At 66.4% G+C, this 19290-nt stretch carries 22 protein-coding genes; 15 read left to right on the top strand and 7 right to left on the bottom strand.

All coding sequences use genetic code 11. The annotated features are described in order from the left end of the window. Positions 1 to 4: 4 nt before the first annotated feature. The 6 genes from C3B44_RS06790 (at position 5) to C3B44_RS06765 (ending at position 3091) form a co-directional block, all read left to right on the top strand. Positions 5 to 379, top strand: coding sequence for a F0F1 ATP synthase subunit epsilon (locus C3B44_RS06790; RefSeq protein ID WP_108431713.1), 375 nt, complete (start codon positions 5 to 7; stop codon positions 377 to 379). Positions 380 to 492: 113 nt separating this feature from the next. Next, positions 493 to 954, top strand: coding sequence for a DUF2550 domain-containing protein (locus C3B44_RS06785; RefSeq protein WP_158268615.1), 462 nt, complete (start codon positions 493 to 495; stop codon positions 952 to 954). A gap of 10 nt (positions 955 to 964) precedes the next feature. Further along, a complete protein-coding gene (nucS, locus tag C3B44_RS06780; protein WP_108431711.1) occupies positions 965 to 1657 on the top strand; it encodes an endonuclease NucS in 693 nt (230 codons plus the stop codon). A gap of 2 nt (positions 1658 to 1659) precedes the next feature. Then, on the top strand, positions 1660 to 1914 hold the full coding sequence (locus C3B44_RS06775) for a hypothetical protein (protein ID WP_108431710.1): 255 nt from the start codon (positions 1660 to 1662) through the stop codon (positions 1912 to 1914). A gap of 10 nt (positions 1915 to 1924) precedes the next feature. After that, on the top strand, positions 1925 to 2239 hold the full coding sequence (locus C3B44_RS06770) for a thiamine-binding protein (protein ID WP_108431709.1): 315 nt from the start codon (positions 1925 to 1927) through the stop codon (positions 2237 to 2239). Beyond that, positions 2240 to 3091 (top strand): tetratricopeptide repeat protein, encoded by an 852-nt coding sequence (locus C3B44_RS06765; RefSeq protein ID WP_108431708.1) that lies wholly within the window; start codon positions 2240 to 2242, stop codon positions 3089 to 3091. It begins immediately after the preceding gene. Positions 3092 to 3325: 234 nt separating this feature from the next. Here C3B44_RS06765 and glgB read toward each other — a convergent pair whose 3' ends face one another. Together glgB and C3B44_RS06755 are read right to left on the bottom strand one after the other, a co-directional pair. Then, the gene (gene glgB / locus C3B44_RS06760) at positions 3326 to 5494 is read right to left on the bottom strand and encodes a 1,4-alpha-glucan branching protein GlgB (RefSeq protein WP_108431707.1); all 2169 of its coding nucleotides are present in this window, start codon (positions 5492 to 5494) and stop codon (positions 3326 to 3328) included. 52 nt (positions 5495 to 5546) lie between these two features. Further along, entirely contained in the window at positions 5547 to 7550 is a 2004-nt protein-coding gene (locus C3B44_RS06755; RefSeq protein WP_108431706.1) for an alpha-1,4-glucan--maltose-1-phosphate maltosyltransferase, read from the bottom strand. A gap of 111 nt (positions 7551 to 7661) precedes the next feature. Here C3B44_RS06755 and C3B44_RS06750 point away from each other — a divergent pair, with 111 nt between their 5' ends. The 6 genes from C3B44_RS06750 to C3B44_RS06725 all read left to right on the top strand — a co-directional run bounded on the left by C3B44_RS06750 (position 7662) and on the right by C3B44_RS06725 (position 13465). Further along, positions 7662 to 8507 carry an ABC transporter ATP-binding protein gene (locus tag C3B44_RS06750; protein ID WP_108431705.1) on the top strand — a complete coding sequence of 282 codons (846 nt, stop codon included), beginning with the start codon at positions 7662 to 7664 and terminating at the stop codon, positions 8505 to 8507. Between the two features lie 11 nt (positions 8508 to 8518). Continuing rightward, complete coding sequence (locus C3B44_RS06745) at positions 8519 to 9376, top strand: NUDIX hydrolase (protein WP_108431704.1); 858 nt, start codon at positions 8519 to 8521, stop codon at positions 9374 to 9376. Continuing rightward, entirely contained in the window at positions 9366 to 10475 is a 1110-nt protein-coding gene (locus C3B44_RS06740) for a THUMP-like domain-containing protein (protein ID WP_108431703.1), read from the top strand. Before C3B44_RS06745 ends, C3B44_RS06740 begins: the two co-directional genes overlap by 11 nt. 92 nt (positions 10476 to 10567) lie before the next feature. Continuing rightward, positions 10568 to 11359 carry an electron transfer flavoprotein subunit beta/FixA family protein gene (locus C3B44_RS06735; RefSeq protein WP_108431702.1) on the top strand — a complete coding sequence of 264 codons (792 nt, stop codon included), beginning with the start codon at positions 10568 to 10570 and terminating at the stop codon, positions 11357 to 11359. 30 nt (positions 11360 to 11389) lie between these two features. Next, a complete protein-coding gene (locus C3B44_RS06730; RefSeq protein WP_108431701.1) occupies positions 11390 to 12343 on the top strand; it encodes an electron transfer flavoprotein subunit alpha/FixB family protein in 954 nt (317 codons plus the stop codon). A gap of 3 nt (positions 12344 to 12346) precedes the next feature. Continuing rightward, positions 12347 to 13465, top strand: a complete 1119-nt coding sequence (locus C3B44_RS06725; RefSeq protein WP_108431700.1) for a cysteine desulfurase family protein — start codon at positions 12347 to 12349, stop codon at positions 13463 to 13465. Positions 13466 to 13885: 420 nt separating this feature from the next. Here C3B44_RS06725 and C3B44_RS06720 read toward each other — a convergent pair whose 3' ends face one another. After that, positions 13886 to 14719: a spermidine synthase gene (locus C3B44_RS06720; RefSeq protein ID WP_108431699.1), complete on the bottom strand. Its 834-nt coding sequence runs from the start codon at positions 14717 to 14719 to the stop codon at positions 13886 to 13888. A gap of 97 nt (positions 14720 to 14816) precedes the next feature. On the opposite strand from C3B44_RS06720, the gene mnmA reads away from it, so the two are divergent. Further along, positions 14817 to 15902: a tRNA 2-thiouridine(34) synthase MnmA gene (gene mnmA / locus C3B44_RS06715; protein WP_108431698.1), complete on the top strand. Its 1086-nt coding sequence runs from the start codon at positions 14817 to 14819 to the stop codon at positions 15900 to 15902. A gap of 2 nt (positions 15903 to 15904) precedes the next feature. Then, positions 15905 to 16852, top strand: coding sequence for a uroporphyrinogen decarboxylase/cobalamine-independent methonine synthase family protein (locus C3B44_RS06710; RefSeq protein WP_108431697.1), 948 nt, complete (start codon positions 15905 to 15907; stop codon positions 16850 to 16852). Here C3B44_RS06710 and C3B44_RS06705 read toward each other — a convergent pair. Genes C3B44_RS06705 through C3B44_RS06695 form a run of 3 tightly spaced genes read right to left on the bottom strand, consistent with a single transcriptional unit; the run spans position 16849 to position 18639 of the window. Next, positions 16849 to 17535: a 3'-5' exonuclease gene (locus C3B44_RS06705; RefSeq protein ID WP_108431696.1), complete on the bottom strand. Its 687-nt coding sequence runs from the start codon at positions 17533 to 17535 to the stop codon at positions 16849 to 16851. The two genes, C3B44_RS06710 and C3B44_RS06705, sit on opposite strands and share 4 nt — an antisense overlap. Before the next feature lie 10 nt (positions 17536 to 17545). Continuing rightward, a complete protein-coding gene (locus tag C3B44_RS06700; RefSeq protein ID WP_108431695.1) occupies positions 17546 to 17839 on the bottom strand; it encodes a hypothetical protein in 294 nt (97 codons plus the stop codon). After that, positions 17836 to 18639: a serine hydrolase domain-containing protein gene (locus C3B44_RS06695; protein ID WP_235840360.1), complete on the bottom strand. Its 804-nt coding sequence runs from the start codon at positions 18637 to 18639 to the stop codon at positions 17836 to 17838. Before C3B44_RS06695 ends, C3B44_RS06700 begins: the two co-directional genes overlap by 4 nt. On the opposite strand from C3B44_RS06695, the gene C3B44_RS11935 reads away from it, so the two are divergent. Beyond that, entirely contained in the window at positions 18592 to 18777 is a 186-nt protein-coding gene (locus C3B44_RS11935) for a hypothetical protein (RefSeq protein ID WP_242979237.1), read from the top strand. The two genes, C3B44_RS06695 and C3B44_RS11935, sit on opposite strands and share 48 nt — an antisense overlap. A 40-nt stretch (positions 18778 to 18817) precedes the next feature. On the opposite strand, the gene C3B44_RS06690 is transcribed toward C3B44_RS11935, so the two are convergent. Beyond that, positions 18818 to 19285 carry an ArsR/SmtB family transcription factor gene (locus tag C3B44_RS06690; RefSeq protein ID WP_108431693.1) on the bottom strand — a complete coding sequence of 156 codons (468 nt, stop codon included), beginning with the start codon at positions 19283 to 19285 and terminating at the stop codon, positions 18818 to 18820. Positions 19286 to 19290 lie beyond the last annotated feature (5 nt).

Here is a 19290-nt window from a genome sequence, read left to right as displayed (position 1 = left end):
CACCATGGCTGAATTCACCGTGCAGATGGTCTCGGTTGACCGCATGCTCTGGTCTGGTCAGGCCACCATGGTCACCGCGCAGACCACCGAAGGTGAGATCGGCGTGCTCCCCGGCCACGAGCCGCTGCTGGGCCAGTTGGTCAGCAACGGCATCGTGACCATCGATCCCGTGGACGGCGACAAGCTCATCGCCGCCGTGCAGGACGGCTTTCTGACGGTCACCTCCGACAAGGTCACCGTCTTGGCACACAACGCCAGCTGGTCCAGCGAGATCGACGAAGAGGCCTCCACACGCCGACTCGAGAGCGAGGACGCTGCGGAGAAGGCCCGCGCCGAGAGTGATCTCAAGGCGCTGCGCCGTAGCCGCGAGACCCGGTAGCCACGTCCGATCACGCCGACAACGGGCCCGACACTGTGTATGGTGTCGGGCCCGTTGCGCTGTATAGGGCAGTGGTGTTTAAATACCCTCAGAGCAGAAAGAAAGGACTCAGCGTGACGGTCGTGACGGTGATCATCTCGGTGGTGGTGGTCCTTGCCGTCTGCTTGGCTGGTTGGCGTTTCTTCTTCGTGCGCTCCCACGGGGTGCCGGCGCTGGTGCGCAGTTTGCCGTCGGAAAGCTCCGAGGACTTCCGCCACGGGGTGATGAGCTATCACGGCGACTATCTGGAGTTCCATAAACTGCGGTCTTTACTTCCGCGCCCGGACCTCGCGCTGCATCGCACCCACACTGAGCTGCGCGGGCATCGCCGGGCGGACGACGAAGACCCAGAGATCCTCGCCCCGCACTACATCATCATCGAGCTGGCCTGCGGGTCGGATCGCTATGAGATGGCTATGGCCCCGGCGTCGGCGAAGGCGGTGGTCTCCTGGGTGGAGTCCGCGCCCTCCGAGCGCAAGGAGCGCATCGACCATAAGTCCCTCCTGATGAAAGCGGCCCGGAAGCGGAAGCGCTAGGGTATTCGGCATGCGTCTCGTCATCGCCCGCTGTTCTGTCGATTATGTCGGCCGCCTGTCGGCCCATCTGCCCCTGGCTGATCGTCTGCTGATGATCAAGGCCGATGGTTCGGTTTCCGTGCATGCCGACGACCGCGCCTACAAACCGCTGAACTGGATGACTCCGCCGTGTACGTTCACCGAGTCGGAGATCACCGACATGGACGGCGAGGACACCGGCGACCGGCTCTGGATCGTCGAGAACCCGAAAGGCGAGCAGCTGCGGATCACCGTCTCGGAGATTCGCCACGACATCGAGGTCGAACTCGGCGAGGACCCCGGGCTCGTCAAAGATGGCGTCGAGTCCCACCTGCAGGAGTTGCTCGCCGAACACATCACCACCCTCGGCGAGGGCTACTCGCTGGTGCGCCGGGAGTACCCGACCGCCATCGGGCCGGTCGATCTCTTGGCCCGCGACGCCGACGGGGCGGCCGTGGCCGTCGAGGTCAAGCGCCGGGGCAACATCGACGGCGTGGAGCAGCTCACCCGGTATCTCGAGCTGCTCAACCGCGACGATCTGCTCAAGCCCGTGACCGGCGTGTTCGCCGCCCAGCAGATCAAACCGCAGGCCCGCACGCTCGCCGAGGACCGCGGCATCCGCTGCGTCGTCCTCGACTACGACGACCTGCGCGGCATCGAAACCAACGAACTGCGCCTGTTCTAGGCATGCCCCGGAAGAATCGCCGCCGCCGCTCGGCCCAGCGTGCCCTGCCTGCCGACGGCGCCGCCTTCTACGGCACCCAGCGCCGCGGCACCTACCTCTGGCGTCATATCGGCGCGAGCCGCGCGACGAAGTACTACCTGTGTCCCTGGTGTAACCAGGACATCCCGCCGGGCATCGCGCACGTGGTGGCCTGGGACGAGTTGCGTCCCGACGACCGGCGGCACTGGCACCGGCGTTGCTGGGAGAGACACGGGTAGCCTGGATGACATGATCGTCGCATTTTCTGTTGCTCCGACCGTCACCGAGTCGTCGACAGCGGAGATGTCTGAGGCGGTGGCGCGTGCCGTCGCCGTCGTCCGCGCCTCCGGACTGCCGAACGAGACCTCCGCGATGTTCACCACGCTGGAAGGGGAGTGGGATGAAGTCTTCGACGTGATCAAGCGAGCCACGCAGGCCGTCGAGGAGGTCAGCCCGCGGGTCTCCCTCGTGGTGAAGGCCGACATCCGGCCGGGGCGTACCAACATGCTCACCCAGAAGATGGAATCTTTGGAACACGCACTCGAAAAGCAGAAGGAACAGTAGATGACCAACCCGAATAAGTTTTCCGGTGGAGCTGTAGATCTGGGCCAGCTGAAGAAGAGCGCCCCGGCTGCTGGTGCTGGTGCTGGCTCCTCGGCGGAGGTGGCGACGTACTTCACCGTCACCCAGCAGAACTTCGAGACCGAGGTGCTGCGCCGCTCGATGCAGGTTCCGGTGATCGTGCTCGTAGGCTCCGAGCGTGCCGACGCCACCGCCACCCTACGCACCGACCTCGAGGATCTGGCGGCCGGCCAGCGGGAGTTCGTCGTGGGCTACGTCGACGCCGATAACACCCCGCAGATCGCCCAGGCCTTCGGCGTGCAGGCCTTGCCGACGGTCATCGCACTCGCCGGCGGGCAGCCGCTGACCAACTTCCAGGGCGCCCAGCCGAAGGAGAACCTGCGCAAGTGGCTGCAGGCGATCACCCAGGCCGTAGCCGGCAAGCTGCAGGGCCTTCCGGACGCCGAGGAGCAGCCGGCGCAGGAGAGTCAGGACCCGCGGCTCGAGGCCGCCATGGAGGCTCTTAACGCCCGCGACTACGACCGCGCCTTGAACATCTACGACGAGGTGCTCGCCGATAACGACAGCCGCGAGATCCGCCAGGCGCGCGCCACCGTCGTCCTGCTCAAGCGCCAGGACTCCGACCAGCGTGCCGAGTTCGCCACCGCGGACCGCGACCTTCTGGCCGGCAACGCGGAGAAGGCCTTCGATGATCTGATCGAGCTGATGAAGACCACCGCCGGCGACGAGAAGGAAGAGATTAAGCAGCGCCTCATTGAGTACTTCGAGATGCTCGGCAACTCTGATCCGCGCGTGAAGCAGGCGCGCACGAAGTTTGCCTCGGCGTTGTACTAGGTTTTTGGCTGTTGCGGCGGAACGGGCCGGAACCTTCCGCATGCCGCGTTAGCGCTGGTCGAAAACAGTCGCTCAGAAAGGAGTACTGGTTTCGACCGCGCGGGACTCCTTTAGGGGTGACTCCTTTCGACCAGGTGTGCGAAAACGTTATCGTCGCATGGAATTCGGGCCAAATCCGCCGGAAACCCGAGCCCGAAACCCGAGCCCGAAACCCGAGCCCGGCAACCGAAGAACCTACACCGCCCGGTACCACTGCACGCTGTTAGCTGGCATGTGCACGGTCAGGGCGTATTGCTGGCCGTCCCAGTCGCGGCGTTCGGCGTGGACCTGATGCGGCAGGTCGTTTCCGGCGCCGGCGTAGATGTCGGCGTCGCTATTGAGGACGAGCTCCCAGTCCTTAAGGGGCACACCGAAGGTGTAGGCCTCGTGGGAGGAACCGGAGAGGTTCACCACGGCGAGGAGTGCCTGCCCGTCGTCGGACCAGCGGATGTAGGCCAATACGTTGTGTTCGGAGTCGTCGCCCTTGACCCACTGGAAGCCGGCCGGGGTGTTGTCCTGGCGGTAGAGCGCCGGGTGGGTGGTGTAGATGGCGTTCATGTCGTGCACCAGGCGCTGGATGCCGCGGTGGTATTCCTCGCCCCAGCCTTCGAGGTTGGACCAATCGACGGAGTGCGCCTCGTCCCACTCGCCGGTCTGGCCGAACTCCTGGCCCATGAACAGCAGCTTCTTGCCGGGGTGCGAGTACATGTAGCCATACAGAGCACGCAGGCCGGCGGCCTTGTTCCAGTCGTCGCCGGGCATGCGGCCCCACAGGGAGTTCTTGCCGTGGACGACCTCGTCGTGGCTAAAGGGGAGGACGTACTTCTCGGAGAACGCGTAGACCAGCGAGAAGGTGATCTCGTTGTGGTGGTAGGAGCGGTGGACGGGGTCGAGCTTGAAGTACTCGAGGGTGTCGTTCATCCAGCCCATGTTCCACTTGAGGGTGAACCCGAGGCCGTCGTCGGAGGTCATGGCGGTCACTCCGGGCCAGGCGGTGGATTCCTCGGCCACGGTGACGATGCCGGGGTGCTCGCGGTGCACGGTGGCGTTGAATTCCTGTAGTAGGCGCACGGCGTCGAGGTTTTCGCGTCCGCCGTATTCGTTGGGGAGCCATTCGCCGTCGTTACGCGAGTAATCCAGGTAGAGCATCGAGGCGACGGCGTCGACGCGCAGGCCGTCGAGGTGGAACTCCTCGACCCAGTACAGGGCGTTGGCAACCAGGAAGTTGCGCACCTCGTTGCGGCCGAAGTTGAAGACGTAGGTGCCCCAGTCCTTCTGCTCGCCGCGGCGCCAGTCGGGGTGTTCGTAGAGGGCGGTGCCGTCGAAACGCGCCAGCGCCCAGTCGTCCTTGGGGAAGTGTGCGGGAACCCAGTCGACGATAACGCCGATACCGCGCTCGTGAAACGCGTTGACAAGCGCCCGGAAGTCATCGGGGCTGCCCCAGCGTGCCGACGGCGCGTAGTAGCCACTGACCTGGTAGCCCCAGGAACCGCCGAAGGGGTGCTCGGCGACGGGCAGGAACTCCACGTGGGTGAAGCCCTGCTCGGCGACGTAGTCGACAAGATCGGTGGCGAGCTCGCGGTAGCCCTTGCCGATCATCCAGGAGCCCACATGCACCTCGTAGATGCTCATCGGCTCGTTGGTCTGATCCTTCTGCGAGCGCTTCTCCAGGTAGTCCTGGTCGGTCCACTCGAACAGGGAGGTCGACGAGACCACAGAGACCGTCTCGGGCGGGGCCTTGGTGGCCTTGGCCAGCGGGTCGGCCTTGTCGCGGCGGTAGCCGTCCTTGGTTTGGATGGCGTACTTATATTCGGTGCCCACCCCGATGCCGGGGATGAAAATCTCCCACACCCCGGAAGATCCGAGCGAGCGCATCGGGTACTGGTTCGGGTTCCAGGCGCAGAAGTCGCCGACGACGGCCACGCCCTCGGCGTTCGGTGCCCACACGGCGAAAGACGTGCCGTGCACCGTGCCCTGCGGGGTGTCGAACTCGCGGACGTTGGCGCCTAAGACCTCCCACAGACGCTCGTGGCGGCCCTCGCCGATGAGATGGAGGTCGAAGTCGCTGAGCGTCGGCAAGAAGCGATAAGGGTCGGCGATGATCTTCTCCGAGGCCGGGTAGAAGACGCGTAGGCGGTAGTCGGGGGCGTAGGTGTCGCTGAGTTCGGCGACGAAGATATCGTCACCCACGGGGGTCATCTCGATGGAGGTGTTGTGGATGAGCAGCTCCACGCGCACGGCCCCGAGCTGGCGGGTGCGCACGACGGAACCGTTGTCGGTGCGGTGCCAGCCGTAGATGTCGTGGGGTGCGTGGTGGCGGCACTGGGTCAGCCGCTTGCGGTCGTTCGGATCGATCACTGTCATGTCTTCGACGGTACTCGTTTCAGCAGGTTGGGATAGCGTTAGTGGGAGGAAATTACCCGCGGTAGTCGGTGACGTGGCGCCAGGCGATGCGCTCGCGGTTGTCGGGGGTGACATCGGGCAAAACGAAGACGTGGGCGACGTCGGCACGCGGCTCCAAGCGCACGAAGTTGTGCTCGCCCCAGGTGTAGTCGGAGCCGGTGATCAGATCGTGGACGCCGACCTCGCCGGGCTCGCGGCCGAGCGCGTCGAAGTCGAGGTGGACCGTGGCCTCCTGGGCATAGTGCGGATCCAGGGTGACCACCACCAGGATGGTGTTGCCCGTGTGCGGGTCGACCTTCGAGTAAGCGAGCATGCGGTCGTTGTCGATCGGGTGGAAGTGCAAGGTCCGCAGCTGTTGGAGGGCGGGCTGCTCGCGGCGCAGGCGGTTGAGCGTCGTGATGAAAGGCTCTAAGGAATCGCCGGAGGCATTCGCCCCTTCGAAATCGCGGTGGCGGATCTGGTACTTCTCCGAATCCAGGTATTCCTCGCTGCCCGGGCGGACCGGGACGTGCTCGTAGAGCTCGTAGCCGGAGTACACGCCCCACAGCGGCGAGAGCGTGGAGGCGAGCACCGCGCGGATGGCGAACATCGCGCGCCCGCCCGTCTGCAGCGACTCGTGCAGGATGTCCGGGGTATTGACGAACAGGTTCGGCCGCGAGATATCCGCCTGGTCGCGGATCATCTCCCCGAAGTCGATGAGCTCGTCCTTCGTGGTCTTCCAAGTGAAGTAGGTATAGGACTGGGAGAACCCGGCCTTCGCCAGCCCGAATAGGCGCGCCGGGCGGGTAAACGCCTCGGCCAAGAAGATGACATCCGGGTCTGTTTCGTGGACCTTCTCGATCAACCACGCCCAGAAGTTCGTCGGCTTGGTGTGCGGGTTGTCCACGCGGAAGGTGCGCACGCCGTTGTCGATCCAGTGCTTGACCACGCGGTAGACCTCCGCGTAGATGCCGGCCGGGTCGTTGTCGAAGTTGAGGGGGTAGATGTCCTGGTACTTCTTCGGCGGGTTCTCGGCGTAGGCGATGGTGCCGTCGGCAAGCACCGTGAAGAATTCGGGGTGCTCGGCCGCCCAGGGGTGATCCGGGGCGGCCTGCAGGGCGAGATCGAGGGCCACCTCGAGGCCTAGGTCCTCGGCGCGGCTGACCAGCGTGCGGAAGTCCTCCAGCGTGCCGAGCTGCGGGTGCACCGCGTCATGGCCCCCGTCGGCCGAGCCGATGGCCCAGGGGGAGCCGACGTCCTCGGGCTCCGGGGTGAGCGTGTTGTTGCGCCCCTTGCGGTTGACCTCGCCGATGGGGTGGATCGGCGGGAAGTAGACGGTGTCGAAGCCCATCTCGGCGACACGCTCGAGCGCCTCGGCGGTGGTGGCGAAGGTGCCGTGCTCGCCCGGCGCGCCAGTGGAGCGCGGGAAGAGCTCGTACCAGGAGCTAAAGCCGGCCTTGGTGCGCTCGACCTTGACCTCGTGGATGGGCCCGCGGGTCAAGAGATCGCGCAGCGGGTAGTCGCGCAGGATCTCGGTGACCTCGTCGCTCAAGCCCACCTCGAGGCGCTGGTCCAATTCGAGCTCGGCGTTGCGGAGGTCGCGGGCGGCGTCGGCAAGCAAGCTCGCGTGCGGCGCCGGGGTCTGCTGGGCGGCGCGGTCGAACAGGGTGGCGCCGTGCTGCAGGTCGTTGTCCATCTCGGCCGCCGACTGGCCGGCGTCGCGCTTCTTGTACACGGCGTTGCGCCAGGTGGCGAAGACATCAGACCAGGCGTCGACGCGGAAGGCCCACGTGCCCACCTCGTCGGGGACGAACACGCCGTGGACGCGGTCCTGGTTCTCCGGGTCGGTGGTCATGGCGTGCGCCTGGGAGTGCTCACCGTCGGGGCGCAGCACGGTGAGGGTCGCCGCGACGGCGTCGTGCCCCTCGCGCCAGACGAGCGCGGTCACGGGGACCACCTCTCCGACAACGGCCTTCGAGGGTAGGGTGCGGGCGGAGACGACCGGGCGGACGTCGTCGATACCAAGGCGACCAATCATGATGTGTTTCCTTACTCTGGATGAAGAGAAACGAACGGTGGATCTGGCGCCCAGATTAACGCAGCTGTGTCACTTGCACCGGCGGAGTGAAATTTCGGACACAATGGGGGTGTGACTGACTCAAGGACTGAAGACATCCCCGCCCCGGACCCCGATCATCTCATCGATTTCCGCGGGGTCGAGTTCATCCGCAATGGCCGCACTCTGGTCGGCCCGGTCGACTGGCAGGTCGAGCTGGATGAGCGCTGGGTCATCATCGGGCCCAACGGCGCGGGCAAGACCACGCTGGTGCGCATGGCCGCGGCCGAGGCTTTCCCCACGCGCGGCATCGCGTTCTTGCTCGGCGAGCAGATCGGGCGTACGGACATGCGCGATCTGCGCGCCATGATCGGCATCTCCTCGTCGGCGATGGGCAACCGCATCCCTCCCAACGAGCAGGTGGGCGATCTGGTGATCTCCGCCGGTTATGCCGTGCTCGGGCGCTGGCTCGAGGAATACGATGAGATGGACCGCGATCAGGCCGTCGAGATCTTAGAGCAGGTCGGTGCGATCCACCTCGTCGATCGCACCTGGGGCACCTTGAGCGAGGGCGAGAAGAAGCGCGTGCTCATAGCGCGCGCCATGATGACCAACCCGGAGCTGCTCATCCTCGACGAGCCCGGCGCCGGCATGGACTTAGGCGGGCGCGAGGACCTCGTGGCCTACCTCGGCGATCTGGCGCTGAATCCGGACGCGCCGGCGGTGGTCATGATCACCCACCACGTTGAGGAGATCCCTTATGGCTTTACCCACGCCATGCTTCTCGACGAAGGCCAGATCGTCGCCCAAGGCCTCATCGACGATGTCCTGACCAGTGAGAACATCTCCCGCGCCTTCCACCAGCCGATTTCGGTCGAAAAGGTTGGGGAGCGCTACTTCGCCCGCCGTATCCGCCGCGGGGGCGCCCACCGGAAGTAGGCTTTGAGGGCATGGCTTCGGGAGCGCTGTCGAGTGACGCCGGGGATTGGATCGACCCCTCGGACCGATCCGGCTACAACGGCGGCCGCTTGGCGGCGACGGTCCTGCTCATCCGCGACGGCGAGGAAGGCCTCGAGGTCTGGGTCCAGGAACGCGTGCACACCATGTCGAACTACCCCGGCATGACGGTCTTTCCCGGCGGCGGGGTCGACCCCCGCGACTTCCCGCCGCGTAGCTGGGACTCGGGCGATCTGTGGAGCGGGCCTTCGGTCGTCTCGGTCGCCCGCACGATGGGGGTGACCAAATACAAGGCCCACGCCCTCGTCTTCGCCGCGGTGCGCGAGCTCTACGAGGAGACTGGCACGCTCTTGGCCGTCGGCGATGACGGCACCGTCGTCTCTGATGCCTCCTACCTGCACGACGAACGCCACAATCTCTCGACCCACCGCAAGGCCCTGACCGACGTGCTCAGCGATCACTCCCTGAAGGTCCGCTCGGATCTCGTGCGCCCCTGGGCGCGCTGGGTGGGTGTCTCCGAGTCGGGCAACTGGTTCGACACCTTTTCCTTCATCGCCGCCGTACCGGAGGGCCAGAACCCGGATGGCGATACCAGCGAGGCCGATGATGCCAACTGGTTTCCGCCCTCGCTGCTTTTGGAAGGCTGGCGCCACGGCCTGGTCCGCTTCGTTCTGCCCACCTGGGCGCAGCTGGCCGAGCTCTGCGAGTTCGACACCGTCGCCGAGGTCATGGCCGCCACCAAAGACGCCGACCTCAACCCGATCATCGGCGATCCCGTCGACGATCCCCGCTACGAGGAGTACTTCGCCGGCATCCCTGAAGACCGCGTCGGAGGACACTATGGCCTTTAGCAGTAAAGAACTCGACTTCCTCGCGCACACAGACATCGACATCGAATTAGGCCTGACCAAGAAGTCCGCCCTCGCCGATGCGCAGAAGGCCCGCGCCGCCTATGGCGACTACGGCCGCGCGGTCATCGAGCTTTTACAGGCCCGGGCTAGCGGCAAGCTTCCCGACGGCTGGTTCGCCGACCACGACGCCGCCCAGCAGGCGACCGCGGCGCCGGTGGCGAGGGAGCGCGCCCGTCGTCTAGCGGGGCGCTTCGTCCACGACGTCACCTGCTCTATCGGCACCGAAGCCCGCTTCATCGACGGCGAGTGGCTCGGCAGCGACCTCGACCCCATCCGGCTGCGCATGGCCGCGCTCAACCTGCCGGGACGCTGGCTGGTGCGTGCCGACGCCCTGCACCCCGTTAGCCGCGATTCCGTCATGGTCGCCGACCCCGCGCGGCGGGCGGGCGGCCGGCGCATCCGCGAGACCATCCCGCCCCTCGACGAGCTGGTGACCGCCTGGCGCGGACACCCCATGGCGATCAAGTGCGCGCCGGGCATCGACTACTCGCAGTGGGACGGGCTGGTCAGCGTCTCGTCGGTGGCCGGGGGAGTGAAAGAAACCTGCCTCTATACCGCGGATCTCGCCGAAGGCGACGAGCGCCGCGAGGCGGTGATCCACCAGGCAGGTTTTAGCGACCGGCTCACCGATCTTCTCGACGACGACGTCAGCGCCGGTTCCCCGGGGCGCTATATCGTCGACCCGGACGGGGCGATCGTGCGCGCCGGGCTGGTGCGCCACTTCGCGTATCGCGAAGGCCTGCACATGCTTGACGAACACATCGCCTACCTCACCGGAGACAGGATCCCGCAAGGCTACTCGGGCTTCGAGATCCTGGAGGCCGTCCCGCTGAAGAAGCTGCGCTCGGCGTTGAAGGCCCAGCGTGCGGGCAGCGTGGAGATCTTGGTGCGCGGCGTGGATATCGATCCCGACCGCTTGCGCAAGAAGCTCAAACTCACCGGCGATCAGCCGCGGGCGGTGGTCATCGCCCGTATCGGCGATTCGGCGACGGCGTTCGTGTGCTTGCCGCGGGAGCACGCTGCGCGCGCCGGGCTTTAGCGACGGCCTCGTCGGGGAGTACTGTCGTACCCTGTAGAATTACCGCACAAAAATGTGAGCAAATTATTCGCAACCCGAAAGGTGCAGAACGCATGTCCGCCATTGTGGTGCTCGTCAAGCATGTGCCCGACACGTGGTCGGTCAAGTCCTTGACCGACGATCACACCCTCGACCGCGAAAGCGTGGACAACGTCATCGACGAGGTCAACGAGTACGCCGTCGAGCAGGCGCTGCGCCTCAAAGAGGCCGATGAGTCCTTAAGCGTCATCGCCGCCACGATGGGGCCGGCCGCAGCGGATGAGGCCCTGCGCAAGGCCCTGGCCATGGGTGCCGACGACGCCGTCCGCCTCACCGACGACGCGCTCGCCGGCTCCGATGCGATCGCCACCGCCTGGGCGCTGAACAACCTGCTCAACCAGATCGAGGATGTGCGCGTCATCGTCATGGGCGCCGCCTCCTCCGACGGCGATACCGGCCTGGTGCCCGGCCTGCTCGCGGAATACCGTCAGATCCCTGCGCTCACCGAGGTCACCGGCCTGTCCGTGGAGGGCGATACCGCGACGGCGACCCGTCGTGACGCGCGCGGCACCTGGGAGCTCGCCGCCCAGCTGCCGGCGATCATCACCGTCACCGACAAGGCCGACAATCCGCGCTATCCCAACTTCAAGCGCATGAAGGCCGCCAAGGCGCACGAGATCACCACCTACGATCTCGCGGGCATTGGCGTCGATCCCAGCCAGGTCGGCCTCAACGCGTCCGCCACCCGCGTGAACACCTCCGCGGCGCGCCCGCCGCGCGAGGCCGGCGAGATCTTCGACGCGGGCGACCCGGCCGCCGCCGCGAAGCGCATCGCTGACTACCTCGCAGACCGCGACCTCATTTAACAAGAACGTTTAGGAAGGAAACTCTAGAACATGTCCCACGTCTACGTTCTCGTCGAGCACGACCGCGGTCAGCTCTCGGAGGTCACCGCGGAGCTCATCACCGCCGCCCGCCCGCTGGGCGTGGTCTCCGCCGTCGTTGTCGGCCCGGAGGGCACCGTCAACGACCTGGCCACAGAGCTCGCGGCCCTAGGCGCCGAGCAGATCATCGACGCCACTGCCGACGACTACGACAAGCGCCTCATCACCCCGGAGGTCGACGCCCTGCACGGCCTCGGTGCCGCCAACCCGGCCCCGATCGTCATCGCGGGCACCAACACCGGCAACGAGATCGCCGGTCGCCTCGGTGCGCGCCTGGCCTCCGGTGTGCTCGCCAACGTCGTGCGTATCAACGCCGATCGCTCCGCCGAGCACCTGCTCTTCGGCGGCACGGTCGATGCCACCGCCGTGGTTGGCGGCAACTGCCCGATCTACACCGTGCGCCCGGGCTCCGTGAAGGCGGAGCCCGCGCCCGCGTCCGGCACCATCGCCCCGATGCCGCTGCCGGCCGCCACGGCCAAGGACGTCACCGTCACCAACTTCACCCCGGCCGAGGCCGGCGACCGCCCGGCTCTCGCGTCTGCGAAGGCGGTCGTGGCTGGCGGGCGCGGCGTGGGCTCGGAAGAGGGCTTCCACGAGGTCATCGAGCCTTTGGCCGATAGCCTCAACGCCGCCGTCGGCGCCACCCGCGACGCCGTCGACGAGGGCTGGTACGACGCCAGCGCCCAGATCGGCCAGACCGGCGAGACGATCTCGCCGGAGCTCTACATCGGTGCCGGCATCTCGGGCGCGATCCAGCACCTGTCCGGTATGCAGACGGCGGGCACGATCGTTGTGATCAACTCCGATGGCGATGAGCCCTTCTTCCAGATCGCCGACTTGGGTGTCGTGGGTGATCTCCACGAGATCGTCCCGGCCCTGACCAACGAGATCAACTCCCGGAAGTAAAAGGTGCAGCCCACCTACTTCGACCACGCGGCCACCTCGCCCATGCGCGCGGTGGCCATCGAGGCGTATGTCAAGCACGCCGACAAGCTCAACCCCGGCGCAGCGTATGCTGCTGGGCGTCGCGCGCGCAGCGTGCTCGACGACGCCCGCGAACAGATCGCCGCGCTGCTCGGTGCCGATCCCATCGAGGTGATTTTCACCGCCTCCGGCACGGAGGCCGACAACCTCGCTATCCAGGGGCTCTTTTCCGCAGCGTCGAGCTCGCGGGTGGTGACCAGCCCGCTCGAGCATCCCGCGGTGGCGGAAACGGTGCGCGCCTTAGAAGCGGAGGTCGACTACCTTGGGGTGGATCGCTCCGGGCACGTGGTGGACTTTTCTGCCCTGGATACGCCGGCCGCCGTCGTGACCTGCATGATGGCCAACAACGAGACAGGCGCGATTCAGCCGATCGAGGAGATCGCCGCCCGTGCGGCGGCGACAAAGAGCCCGATGCATGTGGATGCGGTGCAGGCCGTCGGCAAGCTGGAGATCGACTTTCACGCCCTCGGCATCACGACGCTCGCCGCCTCCGCCCACAAGTTCGGCGGCCCGCGCGGAACCGGGTTCCTGCTGGCGCGGCGCTCGCCGGCGCCTTCGGCGATTCTGCACGGCGGCGGCCAGGAGCGCGGAATCCGGCCCGGTACGGTCGACGTCGCCGCTGCGGCCGCCACCGCCGCCGCGCTGCAGGAAGCCTACGATGAGCGCGAGGCCGAACACACCCGCGTGCAGCGCCTGCGCGACCGGCTCGAAAGCGAGATCTGCCGGCAGGTCGACGACGTGGTGATCAACTCCCGCGAGCCGGTGCTGCCGAGCCACCTGCACGTATCCTTCCCGGGTGCCGACGGCGACTCGCTCATCATGCTGCTCGATAGCCTGGGCATTTCCGCCTCCACCGGCTCAGCCTGCCACTCCGGAGTCAGCCGGAGGTCAGAGACGCTGGAGGCGATGGGGCTCACGTTGGATGAGGGGATCGGGTCCCTGCGGCTGTCGTTGGGGCCGACGACGACGGAGGAGGACGTCTCTGCTTTCAGCGCGGAGATCGCGGACGTCGTGCAGCGCGCGCGTTTGGCCGGGCAGCGGTAGGTTTTCTGTTCTGGGGGTTGGCGTTTGGTGGGGTTGGCCCGTGTGCGTGTTGCTTTTGCGCTGGTCGAAAGGAGTCGGTCGAAAGGAAGCGTCCTTTCGACTTCGTGGGACTCCTTTCTGTGAGGGTCCTTTCGACCGGGTGTCTGGTTAAACGGCGTTTAAGTTTTTGTTGTGGCGGGCGGGGTTGGTGTGTGAGGTGGGGTGGTGTTCCCGGGTGTCTGCTGGCTGTCGGTTAGCCCGTGGGCGTGTTGCGCTAGCGCTGGTCGAAAGGGATCCCCCTTAAGGAGTCCTGGTTTCGACCGCGCGAGAGTCCTTTCTATGAGGGTGCTTTCGACCGGCCGTCTGGTTAAACGGAGTTCAAGTTTCTGCTGTGGAAGGTGGGGCTGGTGTGACACAACCACCAAAATCGCAAACACCACCTCACACACCCTCATCATGCCGCGGCGGCGCGCCGGCGATCCGGTTGTCACACCACTCGTCACCCTTCACGTGCGCGGGCATCGCACCGCCGAGGAGGTCCCGCGTCATCGCTGGTGAAATCTCGATCGGCGTATCCGAGGCGATGAGCACCAGGTTCCCGTAGCGCCGGCCTTTGAGCATCGGCGGATCAGCGATCACCGCGAGGTGCTCGAACACCTCGCGCATGCCAGCCATCTCCGCGCGGGCCTCAGCGAAGTCCGCATGCGTGCCGCAGTTCGCCAGATACCACCCGCCCGGCGCCAAGGCCTCATGCGCGGAGGCGAAGAACTCGACCGTCGTCAAGCTGTGCGGCGTGGTGGATCCGGAGAAGACGTCGCGCACGATGACATCCCGGCTGTGCGGGTGGAAGGAATCCGTGACCGCGCGTGCCTCGCCAACGCGGATCTTCACCGTCGGCGAGCGCGGGATGTCGAACTGCTCCCGAACGAGCTCCGCCAGCTTCGCGTCCACCTCGACCACCGAGTTACGCGCCTGCGGCCAGTGATGCGCCACGAACCGGGCCAGCGAACACCCCGCCCCGCCGAGGTGCGTGACCCGCAGACGTTCGGCCGGGACGTGGTACTCGACGATCTCGCCGATCATCCGCCCCATCCACTGCAGGTATTCGAACTCCATCTCCCCGGGCTCGCCGGGAACGATATAGGACGAGGGCACCCCGTTGACATGCAGCACGAAACCGCCGGGGCGCAGGTCGTCGGCGAGGATCTCGGCGGTGCCCGTCGAAATCTCATAGGTGCCGATCTCCGGGGTGGGATAAGAGGTGCGCCGTGCCATGGCCGCATATGGTAGCCGAGATTGTCTTTTCGCTGGACCAGCGCACTAGGCTGGTTCAGCGAAAACACACGAACACGCACGAAAGGAGCATGCGCTCATGCGGGTACTGGCAGCGATGAGCGGCGGGGTCGACTCGTCGGTGGCGGCGGCGCGCGCGGTGGAGGCCGGCCACGAGGTCGTCGGCGTGCACCTCGCGCTGACGCAGGATGCGCAGCAGACACGGGAATCGGCACGCGGGTGCTGCTCGCTGGAGGATTCCGCCGACGCCCGCCGTGTGTGCGACAAGCTCGGCATCCCGTTCTACGTCTGGGACTTCTCCGATCGCTTCAAGGAGGAGGTCATCGACGACTTCGTCGAGTCCTACGCCATCGGCGAGACCCCGAACCCGTGCCTGCGCTGCAACGAGAAGATCAAGTTCGCCGCGCTGCTCGATCGGGGCTTGGCGCTCGGATTCGATGCCGTCGTCACCGGCCACTACGCCACGATCGACGACGACGGCCACCTCCGCCGCTCCCCGGATGCCCAGAAGGACCAGTCCTACGTTCTCGGCGTGCTTGAGCGCCGTGAGCTCGAGCACTGCCTCTTCCCGGTCGGTGACACGGAGAAGCCGGAGATTCGCGCCGAGGCCGCCCGCCATGGCTTCTCGACGGCCTCCAAACCCGACTCCTACGACATCTGCTTCATCCCGGATGGCAACACCCAGGCCTTTCTGGGCCGTTCCATCGGGATGCGCCCCGGCATGATCGTCGATACCGAAGGCAACGAGCTCAAGGAACACGACGGCGCGTTCAACTACACCATCGGCCAGCGCAAGGGCCTCGACATCAAGAGACCCGCCGCCGACGGCAAGCCGCGCTACGTCACCGACATCGACGCCACCACCGGCACCGTCACCGTCGGCCCCCGTGAGGCACTGAAGGTCACCACGATCACCGCCGACCGGCTCAAGCGCCTCCACCCCGCCATGCACGGCGAGCTCGAGTGCCAGGTGCAGGTGCGCGCGCACGGCTCCGTCGCAAAGTGCACGGCGCGTATCGACGACACCGCCATGACCCTCACCCTCCACGAGCCCCTAAGCGGCGTCGCGCGCGGGCAGGCGGCGGTGCTCTACCTACCCACCGACGACGGCCTCGGTGACATCGTGCTCGGCTCCGGCACGATCACCGGCGCTTACGCGGAGTAACCGTGGCACGCGCGTACGGGCTGGGCACCCTTCCCGGCGCAGATGTCCCTGAGGCCCTGGACATCATCGTCAGCGAGACCGGCGAGATGCCACACCTGCCGATCATGCCCGAGCGCGGACTCGGTTACGATCGCACCGCCATGACCGCCGCGATGATCGGACACTTAAGCATCGATCGCGGCCCGCGCGGCTGGGTGCTTCTCAACCAGCCCCGCCTGGCCACCGTGCGGATTGCCGATCACCTCGCGCGCGATCTCGACCTCGCCCAGGCGCTCTGGCCACCCATCCCTAGGGTGAAGATGCAGCTCAGCGGGCCTTTATCTTTGGCGTGCGACTTAGAGCTTGCCGACGGCCACCGCGTCCTCACCGACCCCGGCGCCTTGAGGGATCTCGCGGCCGCGCTGATCGACGGCATCGTGACCACCCGGCAGGAACTGCAGCGGCGTTTCTCGGTGAGCGAGGTCGTCGTGCAGCTCGATGAGCCCTGGCTGAGTGCCATTGCCGCCGGCAAGGTGCCGGGCACGAACGACTTCGACACCATCCGCGCGATCCACCCGCAGGACCTGCACGACGAACTGCAAAGCCTCGTCGATGAGGTCGGGGGGGAGGTGCTGCTCAACCAGTCCGGCCAGGTGCCGCTGTGGGAGGTCTCGCCGTGTCAGGTGCTCGTCGATACGGCGCGCGTTGCAGGCACCGCGCAGCTCGACGGGCTGGGCACCGCGCTGGCTGAGAAAGCAGTCGGCCTCGGGGTTGCCGCGGCTGAGGTGGCGGGGGATCCGCGTGGTGTTGCCATCCGCCTAGCGCGCCTCGCCGAAGAGCTCGGGGTGGACCCGGCCCGGCTTAGCAACATGGACGTCTACCCCGCAGGCCGGCTGGGTAACCCGGCGGCGGCGTATGCCGGTGTGCAAGAACTCGCGGGCATTCTCACCCGCGACGCCGGCGACCTCTAGCCCTGCATCGGCCAGGAGAAGTTGACGTCGCTGGTGTCCCGGCCGCGCGAGGCCAGCCACTTGTGCAGGTTGGTCTGGGATTCGTAGTAGCCGACGGCCTGGAACTCCATCAGCTCGTCGCTGTCCATCTTCTTCAGATCCGGAAAGACCTTGTTGACCTGCTTCCACGCGACGCGGGCGGCGGCCATCGCATCGGCCGAGGCCTCGTGCGCGTTGCCGAGGGTCACCCCGTAGTGCTCGCAGATGTTGGTGAGCTTGCGCGAGGCCTTGCGGTAGGGGTCTTTGACCTTGTCGACGACAAAGGGATCGAACACCGGCCCGGTCACCTGGAACTTCCCGCCGGAGAGCGTGTGCAGCACCGTGAGGTCATAAGGCGCGTTGAACACGATGAGGGTGAGCCCGCGCGACCAGGCATCCTCGATGGCGGTGATGGTCTGCTCTAAGACCTCGTCGTGCGGGCGGCCGTGCTCGCGGGCGTAGTCCGTGGTGATGCCGTGGACCTGCTGGGCCTGCTCGGGGATTTCGACGCCCGGGTCGGCGAGTAATTCGGTGGTGTCGGCGTGTGAGCCGTCGATGGTGATCAGGGCAGAGGTGACGATGCGCGCCTCCTTCGGGAAGCGGGACGTGGTCTCGAGGTCGAAGGAGAGCATGCGCGAGGCGTCGAAGCCGCTGAAACCGGTCATACCTTACACCCTAGTGGGACGAGCGCACCGGCAGGAGACGGTAGGTGGCCGCCGCCGCGAAAACACCCAGAAGAGCTGCGATGATCCACCACATAAACACCGGGATGACGATGTTCCAGGGGATGCTCGTCAAAACCCCGAAGTAGATGGTCAGCGGTAGGATGCCAATCACAGCTTCCAGGATGATGGCGCGGCCGGGTGAGTGTGCCGCGTAAGTGAGTGTGCCGCGTAAGACGCGCACGGTGGCCACGGCGATGATGACGGCGAGGAAAATGATCAGGCCCCAGGAGACGAAGGGGGTCATGCGAGCTCCTCAACTAGGTGAGCGGTAATAGTTTCGACTTCTTGTTGGCTATCTCCCACGACGAAGACGGCCTGGCGGTTTTTAGGGTGGATGACCAGCATGGTGGAAAACCCGAAGGTGGCCCCGCCGTGTACGTAGCTGCCGTCGTCTTCGGCCACCCACGTGAGATCGGGAACACCCTTTTCTAGAAGATCCGAGGCGTAGAGGACCATATCGGCGGCGGTGGTGCGTATCGCCCCGGCACCGTTGTAGCCGCCCATCTCCCAGGGTTGCGCGTGCCCGTCATCAGGAAGGAGACCGCGCGGGGCGTCAGGAGGGACCGAGCCGTCGGTCATGACGTAGGTATCGGCCATGCCCAGAGGTGAGAGGACGTGGGTGTCGAGGAACTCCTCGTAGGTGGTGCCGGCCTCGATCGCGAGAAGCTCTTCCAAGAGGCCGACCCCGAGGTTGGAATAGGCGTGCTCTCCGCGGCCTTCCAGGGAGGCCTCGAGCGAGTCGGTGATGACGTCTTCGCGGGTTGGGCCGGCATAGGGGTTGGAGCCGGTGACTGCGGAGGTGAATTGGGTGAGAAGCCCGGGATTGCCGAGGCGGGGAAGCCCGGAGGTGTGGTCGGCCAACTCGCGCAGGCTCACGTCTGCGAGCTTGGAGCCGGAGGCGTCGATGATCTCCCCGACGGTGGTGTCTTCGAGGCCACGCTCGGCGAGGATGCCCGCGGTGAAGGTTTTGGTCACCGACCCGATCTCGAATTCTTCGTGCTCGTCGGCGCCGAGCCCAGCGAAGGTGGTCTCCCCGTCGGCGATGGTGAACGCGGCGATGTGGTGGTTGCCGGTTTTAGCGTGCTCGGCGATCTGGGCCGCCAGCTCGGGATCACCCGTGTGCTCGCTCGAGGGCGTGATCCGGTCGGGGCCGGCCCACGCGGTGGCGGCGGCGACGGCTAGACGACGACTGCGGCGATGAGAGCGAAGGGGCGGCTACTCATCAGTGATCCTCGGTGGCGGAGATGATGGTGAGCAAGGGAACGACGCGCGCAGCGCGCACATGCCAGCGCCCGCCGGCGGCTTTGGATACCCAACCGCCGGCATGCAGTGCGTCGAGGTGGTGATAGGCGGTGCCGGTAGAGGTGGCGATCTCCTCGTCGACGAGATCACCGACGGTCGCGTCCCCCTCGAGGAGCCGGCGCAGGATGTGGCCGCGTATGGGGTGGGCGAGGGCGGCGAGGCGGGTGATGTGTGGGGCCCAGTCTTCGCCGAGAAGCGTGGTGGTATCCCGCTGCCACTGGTACTGCGCGTGGCTGGCGCCGGTGCGGACATCGCCGGCGAAGCCGACGGAATCGACGAGGTTGTCGAGCACCCAGAGATCGCCGCTAGTGTCCCGGTGAGGCGGCGCGCTGGTTTCCAACGCCGCGAGCCTTTCTTCGATGGCGCTGAGCCGCTCTATCAATTCCATGATTC

It is taken from the genome of Corynebacterium yudongzhengii, assembly GCF_003065405.1.
GTDB classification, from domain to species: Bacteria; Actinomycetota; Actinomycetes; order Mycobacteriales; family Mycobacteriaceae; genus Corynebacterium; species Corynebacterium yudongzhengii.
The sequence above is the reverse complement of the archived record's forward strand: the minus strand, read 5'-3'. Positions and strand labels throughout refer to the sequence as shown.